At 69.6% G+C, this 13,469-nt stretch carries 10 protein-coding genes; 3 read left to right on the top strand and 7 right to left on the bottom strand.

The window, feature by feature from the left end; translation table 11 throughout:
- Positions 1-12: 12 nt before the first annotated feature.
- Positions 13-849 (top strand): D-alanyl-D-alanine carboxypeptidase family protein, encoded by an 837-nt coding sequence (locus MHN84_RS08030; protein ID WP_241204098.1) that lies wholly within the window; start codon positions 13-15, stop codon positions 847-849.
- Between the two features lie 4 nt (positions 850-853).
- Here MHN84_RS08030 and MHN84_RS08025 read toward each other — a convergent pair whose 3' ends face one another.
- From MHN84_RS08025 to ffh, 3 genes are read right to left on the bottom strand one after another with little or no spacing between them, the layout of a single operon-like run.
- Positions 854-1,528: a cyclase family protein gene (locus tag MHN84_RS08025; RefSeq protein ID WP_241204097.1), complete on the bottom strand. Its 675-nt coding sequence runs from the start codon at positions 1,526-1,528 to the stop codon at positions 854-856.
- 30 nt (positions 1,529-1,558) lie between these two features.
- Positions 1,559-2,668 (bottom strand): amidohydrolase family protein, encoded by a 1,110-nt coding sequence (locus tag MHN84_RS08020; RefSeq protein WP_241204096.1) that lies wholly within the window; start codon positions 2,666-2,668, stop codon positions 1,559-1,561.
- The gene (gene ffh / locus MHN84_RS08015; protein ID WP_241204095.1) at positions 2,668-4,224 is read right to left on the bottom strand and encodes a signal recognition particle protein; all 1,557 of its coding nucleotides are present in this window, start codon (positions 4,222-4,224) and stop codon (positions 2,668-2,670) included. Before ffh ends, MHN84_RS08020 begins: the two co-directional genes overlap by 1 nt.
- Before the next feature lie 112 nt (positions 4,225-4,336).
- Here ffh and MHN84_RS08010 point away from each other — a divergent pair, with 112 nt between their 5' ends.
- Complete coding sequence (locus MHN84_RS08010; protein ID WP_241204094.1) at positions 4,337-6,529, top strand: molybdopterin-dependent oxidoreductase; 2,193 nt, start codon at positions 4,337-4,339, stop codon at positions 6,527-6,529.
- 4 nt (positions 6,530-6,533) lie between these two features.
- Here the strand turns inward: MHN84_RS08010 and MHN84_RS08005 are convergent, their stop codons facing one another.
- From MHN84_RS08005 to ftsY, 4 genes are all read right to left on the bottom strand, one after another.
- Positions 6,534-8,990, bottom strand: a complete 2,457-nt coding sequence (locus MHN84_RS08005; protein ID WP_241204093.1) for a [protein-PII] uridylyltransferase — start codon at positions 8,988-8,990, stop codon at positions 6,534-6,536.
- Between the two features lie 76 nt (positions 8,991-9,066).
- The gene (locus MHN84_RS08000; protein ID WP_011779408.1) at positions 9,067-9,405 is read right to left on the bottom strand and encodes a P-II family nitrogen regulator; all 339 of its coding nucleotides are present in this window, start codon (positions 9,403-9,405) and stop codon (positions 9,067-9,069) included.
- Between the two features lie 5 nt (positions 9,406-9,410).
- A complete protein-coding gene (locus MHN84_RS07995) occupies positions 9,411-10,793 on the bottom strand; it encodes an ammonium transporter (RefSeq protein WP_241204092.1) in 1,383 nt (460 codons plus the stop codon).
- A 171-nt stretch (positions 10,794-10,964) separates the two neighbouring features.
- Positions 10,965-12,374 (bottom strand): signal recognition particle-docking protein FtsY, encoded by a 1,410-nt coding sequence (gene ftsY / locus MHN84_RS07990; RefSeq protein WP_241204091.1) that lies wholly within the window; start codon positions 12,372-12,374, stop codon positions 10,965-10,967.
- Positions 12,375-12,413: 39 nt separating this feature from the next.
- On the opposite strand from ftsY, the gene fni reads away from it, so the two are divergent.
- The gene (gene fni / locus MHN84_RS07985; RefSeq protein WP_241204090.1) at positions 12,414-13,442 is read left to right on the top strand and encodes a type 2 isopentenyl-diphosphate Delta-isomerase; all 1,029 of its coding nucleotides are present in this window, start codon (positions 12,414-12,416) and stop codon (positions 13,440-13,442) included.
- Positions 13,443-13,469: the final 27 nt, after the last annotated feature.

Below are 13,469 nucleotides of genomic sequence, written 5' to 3'. Positions count from 1 at the left end.
GCGTCGCTCCACGTGCGGCGTGGATTCGCGGGGTTGGTGTACGCCGTCAGTACGACGATGGTCGCGGTGACGGTCGTCGCGGCGCCGCAAGCCGTTGCTCAACCCGGCGCCGAACCCGCTGCAGCACAGGCACTTCCACAGGGGCCGGCGCAGGCCTGGCTGGTCGCCGATCTGGACACCGGCCGGGTGCTGGCCAGTCGCGATCCGTACGGCCGCTACGCACCCGCCAGCACCATCAAGGTCCTGCTGGCGATGGTGGTGCTCGATCACTTGCGGCCGGACAACTTCGCGCGGGCCAACTCGTCGCATGACGACGTCGAATGTTCCTGCGTCGGAATCGAACCCGGGCAGGCGTACACCACGACCCAGTTGCTCTCCGGACTACTGATGGTCTCGGGCAACGACGCGGCGAACATGCTCGCCGACATGCTCGGCGGGCAGCAGGCAGCGGTGGCAGCGATGAACCGTAAGGCCGCGCTCGTCGGTGCGCGCAGCACCCGGGCGTCGTCCCCGTCGGGCCTCGACGGGCCGGGCTGGGAGTCGATCACCACGCCGCACGATCTCGCGGTGATCCTGCGTGCGGCGCTGACGTACCCGCTCATCGCGACCATCATGCGATCGCCGACGGCGCCCTTTCCCGGCAAGACCCTGCACAACCAGAACGAACTGCTGAGCCGCTATCCCGGCGACATCGCCGGCAAGACCGGCTTCACCAATCTCGCCCGCAAGACCTACGTCGGTGCGGCCCAACGCGGCTCCCGGCGGTTGGTGGTCGTCCAGATGTACGGCAGCGGTGACCTCTACGGACAGGCGATCGACCTGTTCGACTACGGCTTCAGCCAGCCCTGAGTCGTCAATCCCCGGGCAGTTCGGCGAACGCCCGCACGGGAAACGTGCCGAACCCCACGATCGCCGGCGGGGCCGCCGTGAACCGGGCACCGCGCTGCGGCAGCGCCCCCAGGTTCGTGAGGTGCTCCACGACGTGCACTCCGGCCCCGAGCAGCATCGTGTGGGCCGGACGACTGCCGCCCGACTCGGTGTCGTCGATGTTGACCGAGTCGATGCCGACCAGCACCGCGCCGCTGTCGATGAGGTGTTGCGCCCCTTCCTCGTTCAGGAACGGCGCCCCCACCCCGTAGGCCGGCGTTGCGAAGTGACGATCCCAGCCCGTGTGCAGCAGCACGGCCGCACCCCGGACGTCCCGGTCGGCGAGATCGTCGACGGTGATCGCCCGAGCGTGGTCGGGATCGAGGTGAACCACTTCGGCGGGGATCCCGACGAGCGTCGAGAGGTCCAGACCGGCCAGGTCGGCGCCGTCGCCGTAGCGGTGGAACGGTGAATCGAGGTAGGTACCCGTGTTGCCGATCATCGTGATGAGGTCCATCGCGAATTCCGTTCCGGGCGCGTACTTCTCACGGGATTGTTCGCGCGTCAGATACGGACTGATCACAGGGGCGGGCAGTCCCGGATAGGTGATCAGGCCGGCGCGGATCGGATGACTGAGGTCGACGACGCGGCGTGTGGACACCGCGCCATCCTAGGACGGGCAGCGACGGAGCTACCCGCGGTAGACCTTTCCGCGCAGCACGACGAGCGTCGGATGGGCGAGCACGTCGGCACCGGTGCGGGGATCGTCGGCGTAGCAGACGAAATCGGCGGATGCCCCGTGCTCGAGGCCTGGCCGGCGCAGCCACTCCCTGGCGTCCCAGCACGCCGCGCCCAGCGCGTCGGTCGGCGTCATGCCGATCGCTTTGAGCGCATCCACCTCCTCGGCGATGCGGCCGTGCGCGACGGCGCTGCCCGCATCCGAGCCCGCGTAGATGGGCACACCGGCTTCCCGGGCCGCGGCGATACGCTCGCTGCACGTCGCATAGAGGGCGCGCATGTGCTGCGCATAGCGCGGGTACTTGTGCGCCGCGGCGGCGATGTCGGGGAAGTTCTCGATGTTGATCAGCGTCGGCACCAGCGCGGTGCCGTACTCGACCATCAGGTCGATGGTGTCCTCGGTGAGTCCCGTGCCGTGTTCGATGCAGTCGATGCCGGCGCGGATCAGGCCGGGTAGGGCGTCCTCGCTGAACACATGGGCGGTGACCCGGGCGCCGTTGGCGTGCGCGGCATCGATCGCCGCGTCCAGGACGTCGTCGGACCACAGCGGAGCCAGGTCGCCGGTGTCGCGGTCGATCCAGTCTCCGACGATCTTCACCCAGCCGTCCCCGCGACGCGCCTGTTCGGCCACCGCCGCGGGCAGCTGCGCTTCGTCGGCGAGCTCGGCGGCGAACCCCCGCTGGTAGCGCTTCGGCCGGGCGATGTGTCGCCCGGCCCGGATGATCCGCGGCAGGTCCTGGTGCTCGTCGAGAATGCGCGTGTCGGTGGGAGATCCGGCGTCGCGCAGGAGCAGCGCGCCGACCCCGCGCTCGACCTCGGCCTGTTGGATCGCCTCGTCCAGCGGGATCTCACCGTCCGGTCCCAACCCGACGTGGCAGTGGGCGTCGACGAGACCAGGCAGGATCCAGCCTCCATCAAACACGGTCTCGGCGCCCGCCACGGGTTCGGCGGACAGGAGCCCGCCCCGCCCACCCTCTTCGGGCGAGCCCTCATAGACGATCCACCACTCGACGGGTTCGCCGTCGGGCAGCCCACGCCCGCGGACGTGCAGCGCCGGCGCCATCAGTTCTTGGGGAACTTCAGCTTCGACAGGTCGATGCCGGCCAGACCCGGCGGGAGCTCGTCGAGTCCCTTCGGCATGTTGGACAGGTCGGGGAAACCGGCGGGCATTCCGGCGCCGAGCGGGTTTCGGTTCTTCGCCGGCGTGGGCCCGCGCCCGCCCTTCTTCTTGCCGGCCTGCTTGTTCTTGCCCTTGCCCGCCTTGCGAGTGTTCTTGCGGCCGAACGGCATTCCCATCTGCCCGGCCATCTGCGACATCATCTTGCGCGCATCGAAGAACCGATCCACCAGCTGGTTGACCTCGGCGACGGTCACCCCGGAGCCGTTGGCGATGCGCAGCCGCCGCGACGCGTTGATGATCTTCGGGTCGGCGCGCTCGGCCGGTGTCATGCCGCGGATGATGGCCTGCACCCGGTCCAGCTGGCTGTCGTCGACCGCGGCCAGGGCGTCTTTCATCTGCCCGGCACCGGGCAGCATGCCCAGCAGATTGCCGATCGGCCCCATCTTGCGGATCATCAGCATCTGCTCGAGGAAGTCCTCGAGGGTCAGCTCGCCACTGCCGATCTTGGCGGCGGTGGCCTCGGCCTGTTCAGCGTCGAAATGCTGCTCGGCCTGCTCGATGAGCGTGAGCACGTCGCCCATGCCGAGGATGCGGCTGGCCATCCGGTCGGGGTGGAAGACGTCGAAGTCCTCGAGCTTCTCGCCGCTGGACGCGAACAGGATCGGCACACCGGTGACCTCGCGCACCGACAGCGCAGCGCCACCACGAGCGTCGCCGTCGAGCTTGGTGAGCACGACGCCGGTGAAGCCGACACCCTCCCGGAAGGCATCGGCCGTGGTGACGGCGTCCTGACCGATCATCGCGTCGAGAACGAACAGCGTCTCGTCGGGCTGCACGGCGTCGCGGATCGCGGCGGCCTGACTCATCAGCTCTTCGTCGATACCCAGCCGGCCGGCGGTGTCGACGATGACGACGTCGTAGTGCTTGCTTTTGGCCTCTGCCAGACCGGCAGCGGCGACGGCCACCGGGTCGGCGGTGCCCTTGACCTCGGCGGCGCCGGGCGCGGTGCCCGGATGGGGGGCGAACACGCCCACCCTGGCCCGCTCACCGACGATCTGCAGCTGGTTGACCGCACCGGGGCGCTGCAGGTCGCAGGCCACCAGCAGCGGCGTGTGCCCCTGACCCTTCAGCCACCTGGCGAGCTTGCCGGCCAGTGTGGTCTTACCCGAACCCTGCAGGCCGGCCAGCATGATGACCGTCGGTGGGTTGCGTGCGAACGCGAGCTGGCGCGTCTGACCGCCGAGGATCGCGATGAGCTCCTCGTTGACGATCTTGACGACCTGCTGGGCCGGGTTGAGCGCGGCGGACACCTCGGCGCCCTTGGCACGATCCTTGATACGGGCGATGAACGCACGGACCACGGGCAGCGAGACATCGGCCTCGAGCAGTGCCAGGCGGATCTCGCGCGCGACGGCATCGATGTCGGCGTCGGTGAGCCGGCCCTTGCCGCGCAGGCCCGACAGGGCACCGGTCAACCGGTCGGACAGGGATTCAAACACCTCGCCAGCCTAACGGTCGGTGCGTTGCAGCGAGAAAGCCGCGCTGACCTCTGGTCGCCCCCGGTGCACACCCATTAGCGTATGAGCCATCCGACAAGCCCGCGGAGGTCCGATGACAGCTGTCGACTTGCCCTTGACCACCGCGCACCGGGACCCGTCCGGCCCGCTCGACCACGTCACCCACATCAGCCAGTGCACGCTGTGCGAGGCGCACTGCGGACTGCACGTCACCGTTGCCGACGGTCAGGTCACCCGTATCGAGGGCAATCCCGACGACGTGCTGTCGCACGGCTACATCTGCCCCAAGGCCACCGCGATGGGTGGATTGCATCACGACCCCGACCGGGTGCGGACACCGCTGCGCCGTGTCGGGGACCGGTTCGAACCGATCGGCTGGGACGCGGCGTTCGCCGAGATCGGGCGGCGGCTGAGGGCGGTGCGCGCCAGGAGCGGCAGCAACTCGCTGGGCATGTACCTCGGCAACCCGGCCGCGCACAGCTCCGGGGCGGCCTACGGCTTCCTGCTGAGCCGGGCGCTGCGTACGCCGAATTTCTTCACCGCGTCGTCGATCGACCAGATGCCACACGAATTCGCCGCGTGGAAGGTGTTCGGGTCCAACGCCCTGATCCCCGTCACCGACATCGACCGCACCCAGCGTTTGGTGATTCTGGGCGCCAACCCCGCCGTGTCCAACGGATCGTTGTCGATCATGCCCGGCGCCAAACGACGGATCCGGGCGATCCGCGACCGCGGGGGCACCGTCGTCGTGGTCGACCCGCGCCGCACCGAGACCGCGCGGCTGGCCGACCAGCACGTCGCGGTGCGCCCCGGCGGTGACCTGTTCCTGCTGCTCGGCATGCTGCACGTTCTGCTCGCCGAAAGGCTCTGCGACACAAGGGCTGTCGCTGAACAGTCGACGGGGATCGCCGAGCTGGCGGATCTGGTCGCCGACGCGACGCCGGAGGCGATGGCCCCGCGGGCGGGGGTGGACGCGGAGACGATCCAGACGCTCGCCCGCGAGCACGCGGCGGCGGAGTCGGCGGCGATCTACGCGCGCATCGGCATCTGTCAGCAGCCGACGGGCACGCTGGTCAGTTGGCTGGTGATGGTCATCAACACCGTGACGGGCAACCTCGACCGCGCGGGCGGCACCATGTTCACCACGCCCGTGGCGGACGTGCCGCGCCTGGCCAAGCGGATACCGTTCCGGCCCGGCCGTTTCACCGACCGATCGGGCCGCTACCGCTCGTTCCGCTCGGAGCTACCCGCAGTCGTCATGGCCGACGAGATCCTCACCCCTGGCCCCGGCCAGATCCGCGCGATGATCACCTATGCCGGTAACCCGGTCTCGTCGATCCCCCAGCGGGGCCGGCTCGACGATGCCCTGGAGTCGCTCGACCTGTATGTGGCGGTCGACATGTACATCACGGAGACCACCCGGCACGCCGACTTCATCCTGCCCCCGGTGTCACCGCTGGAGCGCGACGATGTCAGCCTGCTCACGCCGGTGTTCCAGGTGCGCAACACCGTTCGCTTTCAGCACCGCTCGTTCGACCCGCCGTCCGGCGGCCTCGAGGACTGGGAGATCCTGACCCGCTTGGCTCTCGAGTTGCTGCCGCGGCCGCTGCGGTCGCTGCCCGGCCCGCTGCGGTCGCGGGTGGTCTCGGCGATCAATCCGCTGCGACTGGCGGCGCTGGCCGTGGCCACCGGGCCGCACGGACGATTTCGTAAGGGCCGCAAGGGCATCACGATGCGTCAGATCCGCTCGAGCCCCGGCGGTGTCGATCTCGGACCGCTGCGCCCCCGGCTGCGTGAGGTGATCGCGACCAAGGACCGGCGTGTGCAGCTGGCACCGGTGGAGTTCGTCGCGGCGACGCAGGCGCATCTGCGCGACGGCGACGCGGCCGCAGCTGACGCCTATGACCTGCAGCTGATCGGCCGCCGGCAGTTGCGGAGCAACAACTCCTGGCTGCACAACGTCGCGACGATGACGGGCGGCAGCAACCGGTGCACGGTGCTGATGCATCCCGACGACGCGGCGGCCCGCGGCCTTGCCGACGGTGACACCGCGTGTATCGCCTCGCCCGTCGGCGAGATCGAGGTGCCGGTGGACGTGACAGACGACATTCGTGCCGGAACCGTTGCGATACCGCACGGTTGGGGCCATCAGGACACCGGGTGGCGCCACGCCAGGACGTTGGCGGGCGCCAACGTCAATGCCCTGCACGACCCGCATCTCGTCGATTCGTTCACCGGGACGGCGGCGGTCAACGGCACCTGGGTGTCGGTCACGGTCGCGCAGTGACCGTCTAGCTGGCTTCCTCGACGGCCGGTACCGGCGCGGGCAAGACGGCGAACAACTCCCGATCCAGCGTCTGCCGCACCGCGGCACTGTCCTGCGGCAGCACGACGCCGAAGGCGTCGACCACCGACGAGCCCAGCGTCGTCACCTTCGCCCACGCGATGTCCACGCCGTTGCGCTCGAACACCGCAGTCAGCGCGCTCAACAGTCCGGCGCGGTCGGTGGTGCGGATCTCGAGGACGGTGCGCCCGGCGTCGTCGGCGTCGTGCCACAGCACACGCGATGGCGCGGCGGGTGCGTGGATGGGCACTGCCGGACGGACCTCGCCGGCGCGGGCCGCCTGCGGATCACCCTTCTTCTCCAGTGACGAGGCCACGTCGAGATCCCCGTCGAGGGCGAGGATCAGCTGCTGGCGCAGCAGCTCTGCCGCCGGCGGCGAGCCGAAATGCGGCGAAACCACGAAGGTGTTGACCGCCGAACCGTTGTGACCGTTGACCGACGCCGAATGCACCCGGAGCGAATTCAGGGCGAGCACCCCGGCGGCCTTCGACAGCAGTCCCCGCCGGTCTGCCGCGATCATCGTGACGGTGAAGATGTGCGGACTGTCGCCGGGCGCGAGCTCCACCGCCACGCCCGGCTGACCCGCCATGTCCAGGAAGCGTGGATCGATCGGATCCGGTTGCGGCAGAGGCTCCCCCGCCATCACCAGCCGACACCGCCGGACCAGGTCACCCAGCAGGGAGGCCTTCCAGTCACCCCAGACACCGGGCCCGGTGGCCAGCGAATCAGCTTCGGCCAGGGCGTGCAGCAGCTCGAGCACCGTCAGGTCCCCGCCGATCGCCTCGACGACGGTGGAGATGGTGGCCGGGTCCTGCAGATCGCGCCGGGTCGCGGTGTGCGGCAGAAGCAGATGATGCCGCACGACCGCGGACAGGATCGTGATGTCCGACGGCCACAATCCGAGCCTCGTGCCGATCTGATGCGCGAGTTCGGCACCGATCACGCTGTGGTCCCCGCCGCGCCCCTTGCCGATGTCGTGGATCAGCGCACCGAGCACCAGTAGATCCGGTCGGGCGACGCGGGTCGTCAAAGCGCTTGCCCGCGAGACCGTTTCGACGAGATGACGGTCGACGGTCCAGATGTGCACGACGTCGCGGGGCGGCAGGTCGCGCACCGCGCCCCACTCGGGGAACAGCCGGCCCCACAGGCCCGTGCGGTCGAGCGCCTCGATCGTGGCGACCGCCGAGGGTCCGGCGGCGAGCATCACCAGCAGGTCCTTGAGCGCCTGCCGCGGCCATGGCGTGCGCAGTTCGGGCGCGGTCTCCACCAGACGACTCAGCGTCGACGCCGCCATGGGCAGACCGGTGGTCGCCGACGCGGCCGCCACCCGCAGGATCAGCCCGGGGTCGCGTTCGGGGCGGGCGTCGCGGGCGAGGATGACTTCGCCGTTGAACTCGATCACACCCTCGTCCAGCGGTCGGCGCACCGGGCGGCGCAGCGCCGACAGGCCGCGGCGCGGCAGCGCGTTGCCTGCCGTGCGGATGCCGGCATCGACGTAGTAGCTGACCGTGCGGGCGGCGTCGGAGAGCATCCGGGCCAGGTCGAATCGGTCGCCGATGCGCAGCGACGCCCCGATCTCGTCGGCGTGCTGGGCGAGCAGCAGCTCACGCCCGCGGCCCGCGACACGGTGCAGTTCTGTGCGCACGTTCAGCAGTGCCAGATGCGCCTCGCCGAGGGTTTCGGTGGGAGAGGCCAGCGATCGGCTGGGATAGACGTCGGCCAACTGTGCGATCGCCAAGGCGTTGAGTAGCTGAACGTCACGCAGGCCGCCGCGACCGCACTTGAGATCGGGTTCGGCGCGGTGTGCGATCTCACCGCTGCGATGCCAACGGGCACGTGTGTGCTCGACGAGTTCGGTGAAGCGCGAGCCGATTCCGGTGCGCCACTGCCGCCGTGCACCCCCGATCAGCAGCGCCGACAGGTCGGCGTCGCCGGCGATGTGCCGGGCCTCGAGCATCGCCAGCCCGGCCGAGATGTCCTCCGCGGCGACACGCAACGCCTCGGGCACCGTACGCACGCTGTGATCGAGGCGAATGTTGGCGTCCCACAACGGATACCACAGCAGCTCGGCGACCTCGCCGACGATGTCGGCGGGCATGTTGTCGTGCAGCAGCATCAGGTCGAGGTCGGAATACGGGAGGACCTCACCGCGGCCCAGACCCCCGGTGGCGACGATGGCGAACCCGCTGCTGGCGGTGATGCCGATGTCGTTGGCCTTGGTGGTGAGCCAGAAGTCGTAGAGATCGCGAAGGGCATTGCGCAGGGCAGCCGAGTCGAGTCGGGCTCCCCCGGCCCGCAGCTGCTCGACGGCTGCCGTCAGATCAGTTGCCGGACTTGACGATCCCGCCGCCGGACGCACCCAACGGGGTGCGCCGGCGGCGGGTCGCGGCTTCTGCTCTGTCATGAGTTGTCCTCCCGGCACGTGATGATCCAGCGCACCCGGCGCTGGCCGGGAGACGACTCGGTGTTCGACTTCTCTGTCAGAGAGCGTCGGCTCCCCTCTCGCCGGTGCGCACCCGCACCACGGTCTCGACCGGGCTCACCCAGACCTTGCCGTCACCGATCTTGCCGGTGCGGGCGGCTTGGACGATCACATCGACCACCTTGTCCACGGCAGCGTCGTCGACGACGACCTCGACGCGCACCTTCGGCACGAAGTCCACCGAGTACTCCGCCCCGCGGTACACCTCGGTGTGCCCCTTCTGCCGACCGTAGCCCTGAACTTCGCTGACGGTCATGCCGAGGATGCCTGTCTGTTCCAGACCGGTCTTGACATCTTCGAGGGTGAACGGCTTGACGATCGCAGTTATCAGCTTCATATCCCTTATCCCTCCACGCCTGGGTGACGACCGAGTGCCGAGCCCGCGCCGACCGATGCGAAGTCGTAGGCGGTTTCCGCGTGCTCCGACTCGTCAGCCCCGGTGGATTCATCCTCCTCGTTGAGCCGAAGTCCGACGGTGTACTTCACTATCAGAGCCAAGATAGCTGTCCCGATGGCCGAGTAGAGCAGAACCGCCCCCGCACCAACGGCCTGGCGCCACAGCTGATCGACGCCACCGCCGTAGAAGAGACCGGCGACACCCGCGCCGGTCTCGGGCGCGGCCACCAGCCCCACGAGCAGGGTGCCGACGATGCCGCCGACCAGGTGGACACCCACCACGTCGAGCGAGTCGTCATATCCCAGTTTGTATTTCAGGCCGACGGCGAGAGCACAGAGTGCACCTGCGACCACGCCGATGACGAGCGCGCCGACCACGTTCACCGACGAGCAGGAGGGGGTGATCGCGACCAGGCCGGCCACGATGCCCGAGGCGGCACCGAGCGAGGTGGCCTTGCCGTCGCGGATGCGCTCGGTGAGCAGCCAGGCCAGCATCGCCGCCGCGGTGGCCACCGTGGTGGTGACGAACGTCGACCCGGCGAGTCCGCCGGAGGACACCGCCGAACCCGCGTTGAAGCCGTACCAGCCGAACCACAGCAGGCCGGCGCCCAGCATCACGAACGGCAGGTTGTGCGGGCGCATCGGGGTGCCCGGCCAGCCGCGGCGCTTCCCCAGGATGATGGCCAGCACCAGACCGGCGGTACCCGCGTTGATGTGGACCGCGGTGCCACCGGCGAAGTCGACGGCGGCGAGCTTGTTGGCGATCCAGCCGCCCGTCTCCCCGGTGACGCCGTCGAACGCGAAGACCCAGTGTGCGACCGGGAAGTACACGACGGTGGCCCACAGCGCGGTGAACAGCAGCCACCCGCCGAACTTGATGCGGTCGGCGACCGCGCCGGAGATCAGCGCGACGGTGATGATCGCGAACATCAGCTGGAACGCGACGAACACCGTCGCCGGGATCGTGCCGACCAGCGGGATGTTCACCGCGTCCACGGCTTCCACGCCGGCAGCCGGATCGGCGACCACCGCTGCCGCAGCGTTGCCCCCGAGCAGACCCTTGAGCCCGAAGTACTGGGCGGGGTTGCCGAAGAGGTTGCCGACGTCATTGCCGAAGGCGATCGAGTAGCCGTAGAGCACCCACAGCACGGTGACGACACCCATGGCGGAGATGCTCATCATGATCATGTTGAGCACGCTCTTGGCGCGCACCATGCCGCCGTAGAAGAACGCCAGGCCGGGCGTCATCAGCAACACCAGCGCGGCGCTGGCGAGCATCCACGCGGTGTCACCGGTGTCCGGTAAACCCATCGTCGGGAATTGGTCCACTCGCAGATTCCTCCTTCGTCATGCCACAGCCGCGCGAAATGACGACCGTTGCCTGGGACATGACGACAATGCGCAGTGGTTGTTTCAGCAAAGACGCGCGGGTGTTTCGCCCGTGTGAACGGATGGGCCGGTCACGTTTCGCTGCTGTTACATCACGCGATTCAGGGCGTATCAGCCGAGGAGTGCGTCGACGAAGGCAGCCGGTTCGAACGGGGCGAGGTCGTCGGCACCCTCGCCCAGACCCACCAGTTTCACCGGGACCCCGAGCTCCTGCTGCACCCGGAACACGATGCCGCCCTTGGCGGTGCCGTCCAGTTTGGTGAGCACGACGCCGGTGATCTCGACGACCTCGGCGAACACCCTGGCCTGCGGCAGGCTGTTCTGACCGATCGTCGCGTCGAGGACGAGCAGCACCTCGTCGACCGCGGCACGCTTGCTCACCACACGCTTGACCTTGCCGAGCTCATCCATCAGACCGGTCTTGGTGTGCAGCCGGCCCGCGGTGTCGATCACCACGACGTCGGCACCCGAGGCGATCCCGGTGTCGACGGCGTCGAAGGCCACTGATGCCGGATCGGCCCCCTCGGGGCCGCGGACCACCTGCGCGCCCACCCGGGAGGCCCACGTCTCCAATTGATCCGCCGCGGCCGCACGGAACGTGTCGGCCGCGCCCAGGACCACGCGGCGGCCGTCGGCCACCAGCACGCGGGCCAGCTTGCCCACCGTGGTGGTCTTCCCGGTGCCGTTCACGCCGACGACCAGCAGCACCGACGGCTTGTCCTCGTGCGGCAGCGCTCTGATCGAGCGATCCAGATCGGTCTTGAGTTCGGTGATCAGCACATCACGCAGGACCGCGCGGGCGTCGGCCTCGGTCCGGACGTTGGCCGCGGCCATCCGGGAGCGCAGCGCGCTGACCACCGATTCGGTCACCACGGGGCCGAGATCGGCGATCAGCAGGGTGTCCTCGATCTCCTCCCAGGAGTCCTCGTCGAGGTCGCCACCGCCGAGCAGACCCAGCATGCTGCGGCCCAGCGTGTTCTGTGACTTCGCCAGGCGGCCGCGCAAGCGGTCCAACCGGCCCTCCGCCGGCGCGATGGCATCGATCTCCGGGGTGGTCTCGGGGGCCGGGGTCGCCTCGGGGGCCGGGGCAGGCGGCTCCTCGGGGACGACCACATCGGGCGCCGGGGCGGGCGGCGGGGCCGGCGCATCCATCCGCGGCTCCGGCGGGGCCTCGGTGACCGGGTCAGGCAGCCTGACGTCGGAGATGCGCCGTTTCGGTGCATCGCGCGGGATGGTGGCATCATCGCCGACGGCAGGTAGTCCGGTGGTGTCGATACGCTCGGGCGCCTTCGGAGGGCGCGGCGCCCGCTCGGGCGCCTTCTCAGGCGTCTCGGTGGGCGCTGACGCCGAGAACGTGATGCCCGAGGCGGCTTTGTAGCCGCCCGACCGATCGACAGGAGTGGCAGTGTCTCGAGCGGACAGGCTGATGCGACGCTTGCGGTACCGCACCAGGCCCACCACGAGCGCGACGAGCAGCAGAACGGCGATGACCGCTATAGCGATCCAGAGACCCTCACTCACCCGGCCATTGTCGCAGGGGCGTCGATCGGGCCACAGCCGGTGAGCGTCAACCCCGGCTCGGCGGTCCATCACCGCAAGCGCCGCCACATCGACGTCTGCCTCACCGAGGCGGTCGACTACCAGACGGTGACCACCGGCTTCGAGCGTTACCGACTGCCGTACAACGCGCTGACGCAGACCGACCTGCGCTCCATCGACCTGGGCACCGAATTCCTCGGCCGGCGCCTGAAGGCGCCGGTGCTGATCGGCGCGATGACCGGCGGCGCAAAGCTCTCCGGCATCATCAACCGCAACCTGGCCGCCGCGGCGCAGCAGCTGGGTATCGGCATGATGCTCGGATCGCAGCGGGTGATGGTCGACGACGAGGGCGCCGCGGCCAGCTTCGCGGTGCGCGAGGTGGCGCCCGACGTGCTGGTCATCGGCAACATGGGGCTGGCCCAGGTGTCCCCGGACATGGTGCCCGGGCTGGCAGCCGCGCTGCGACGCGTCGGCGCCGACGCCGTCGCGGTGCACACCAACCCCCTGCAGGAAGCCATGCAGCACCAGGGCGACACTGACTTCTCCGGGTCTCTGGGCCGCCTCGGCGACGTCATCGGCGCGCTCGACTACCCGGTGATGATCAAGGAGGTCGGGCACGGCATCGGCGCCGTCGCCGCGGCCGAACTGACGCAGTACCCGGTCGCCGCCGTCGACGTCGCGGGTGCGGGCGGCACGTCGTGGGCGCGCATCGAGCAGTTCGTCCGCTACGGGGAGATCCGCCACCCCGCACTGGCCGAGTGGGGCATCCCGACCGCGCAGGCGCTGCGTGAGGTGCGCGAGGTGCTGCCGGGCATGCCGCTGGTCGCCTCGGGCGGGATTCGCACCGGCATGGACGCCGCCACAGCGCTCGCGATGGGCGCGCAGGTGGTCGCGATCGCGCGGCCGCTGCTGGCGCCCGCCATCGAATCGGTTGCCGCCGTGGTCGATTGGCTGGAGGTGTTCCTCGAGGAGCTGCTGATCTGCCTGCACGGCAGCGGCGCGGCCGATCTGGCGGCATTGCGCGCCGGCGGCGTCGTCGAACTCCTCTGACGCCCAAACCGACGTTTGGGCGGGAAA

The sequence above is a fragment of the Mycobacterium sp. PSTR-4-N genome, from assembly GCF_022348085.1.
Taxonomy (GTDB): Bacteria; Actinomycetota; Actinomycetes; order Mycobacteriales; family Mycobacteriaceae; genus Mycobacterium.
This window is presented reverse-complemented; position numbering and strand designations above follow the sequence as displayed.

Bases quoted from the DNA above. Each gene is read 5' to 3' on its own strand.
- MHN84_RS08020 (WP_241204096.1), bottom strand. From the start codon at position 2,668: ATGGCGCCGGCGCTGCACGTCCGCGGGCGTGGGCTGCCCGACGGCGAA.
- MHN84_RS08010 (WP_241204094.1), top strand. From the start codon at position 4,337: ATGACAGCTGTCGACTTGCCCTTGACCACCGCGCACCGGGACCCGTCC.
- MHN84_RS08005 (WP_241204093.1), bottom strand. From the start codon at position 8,990: ATGACAGAGCAGAAGCCGCGACCCGCCGCCGGCGCACCCCGTTGGGTG.
- MHN84_RS08000 (WP_011779408.1), bottom strand. From the start codon at position 9,405: ATGAAGCTGATAACTGCGATCGTCAAGCCGTTCACCCTCGAAGATGTC.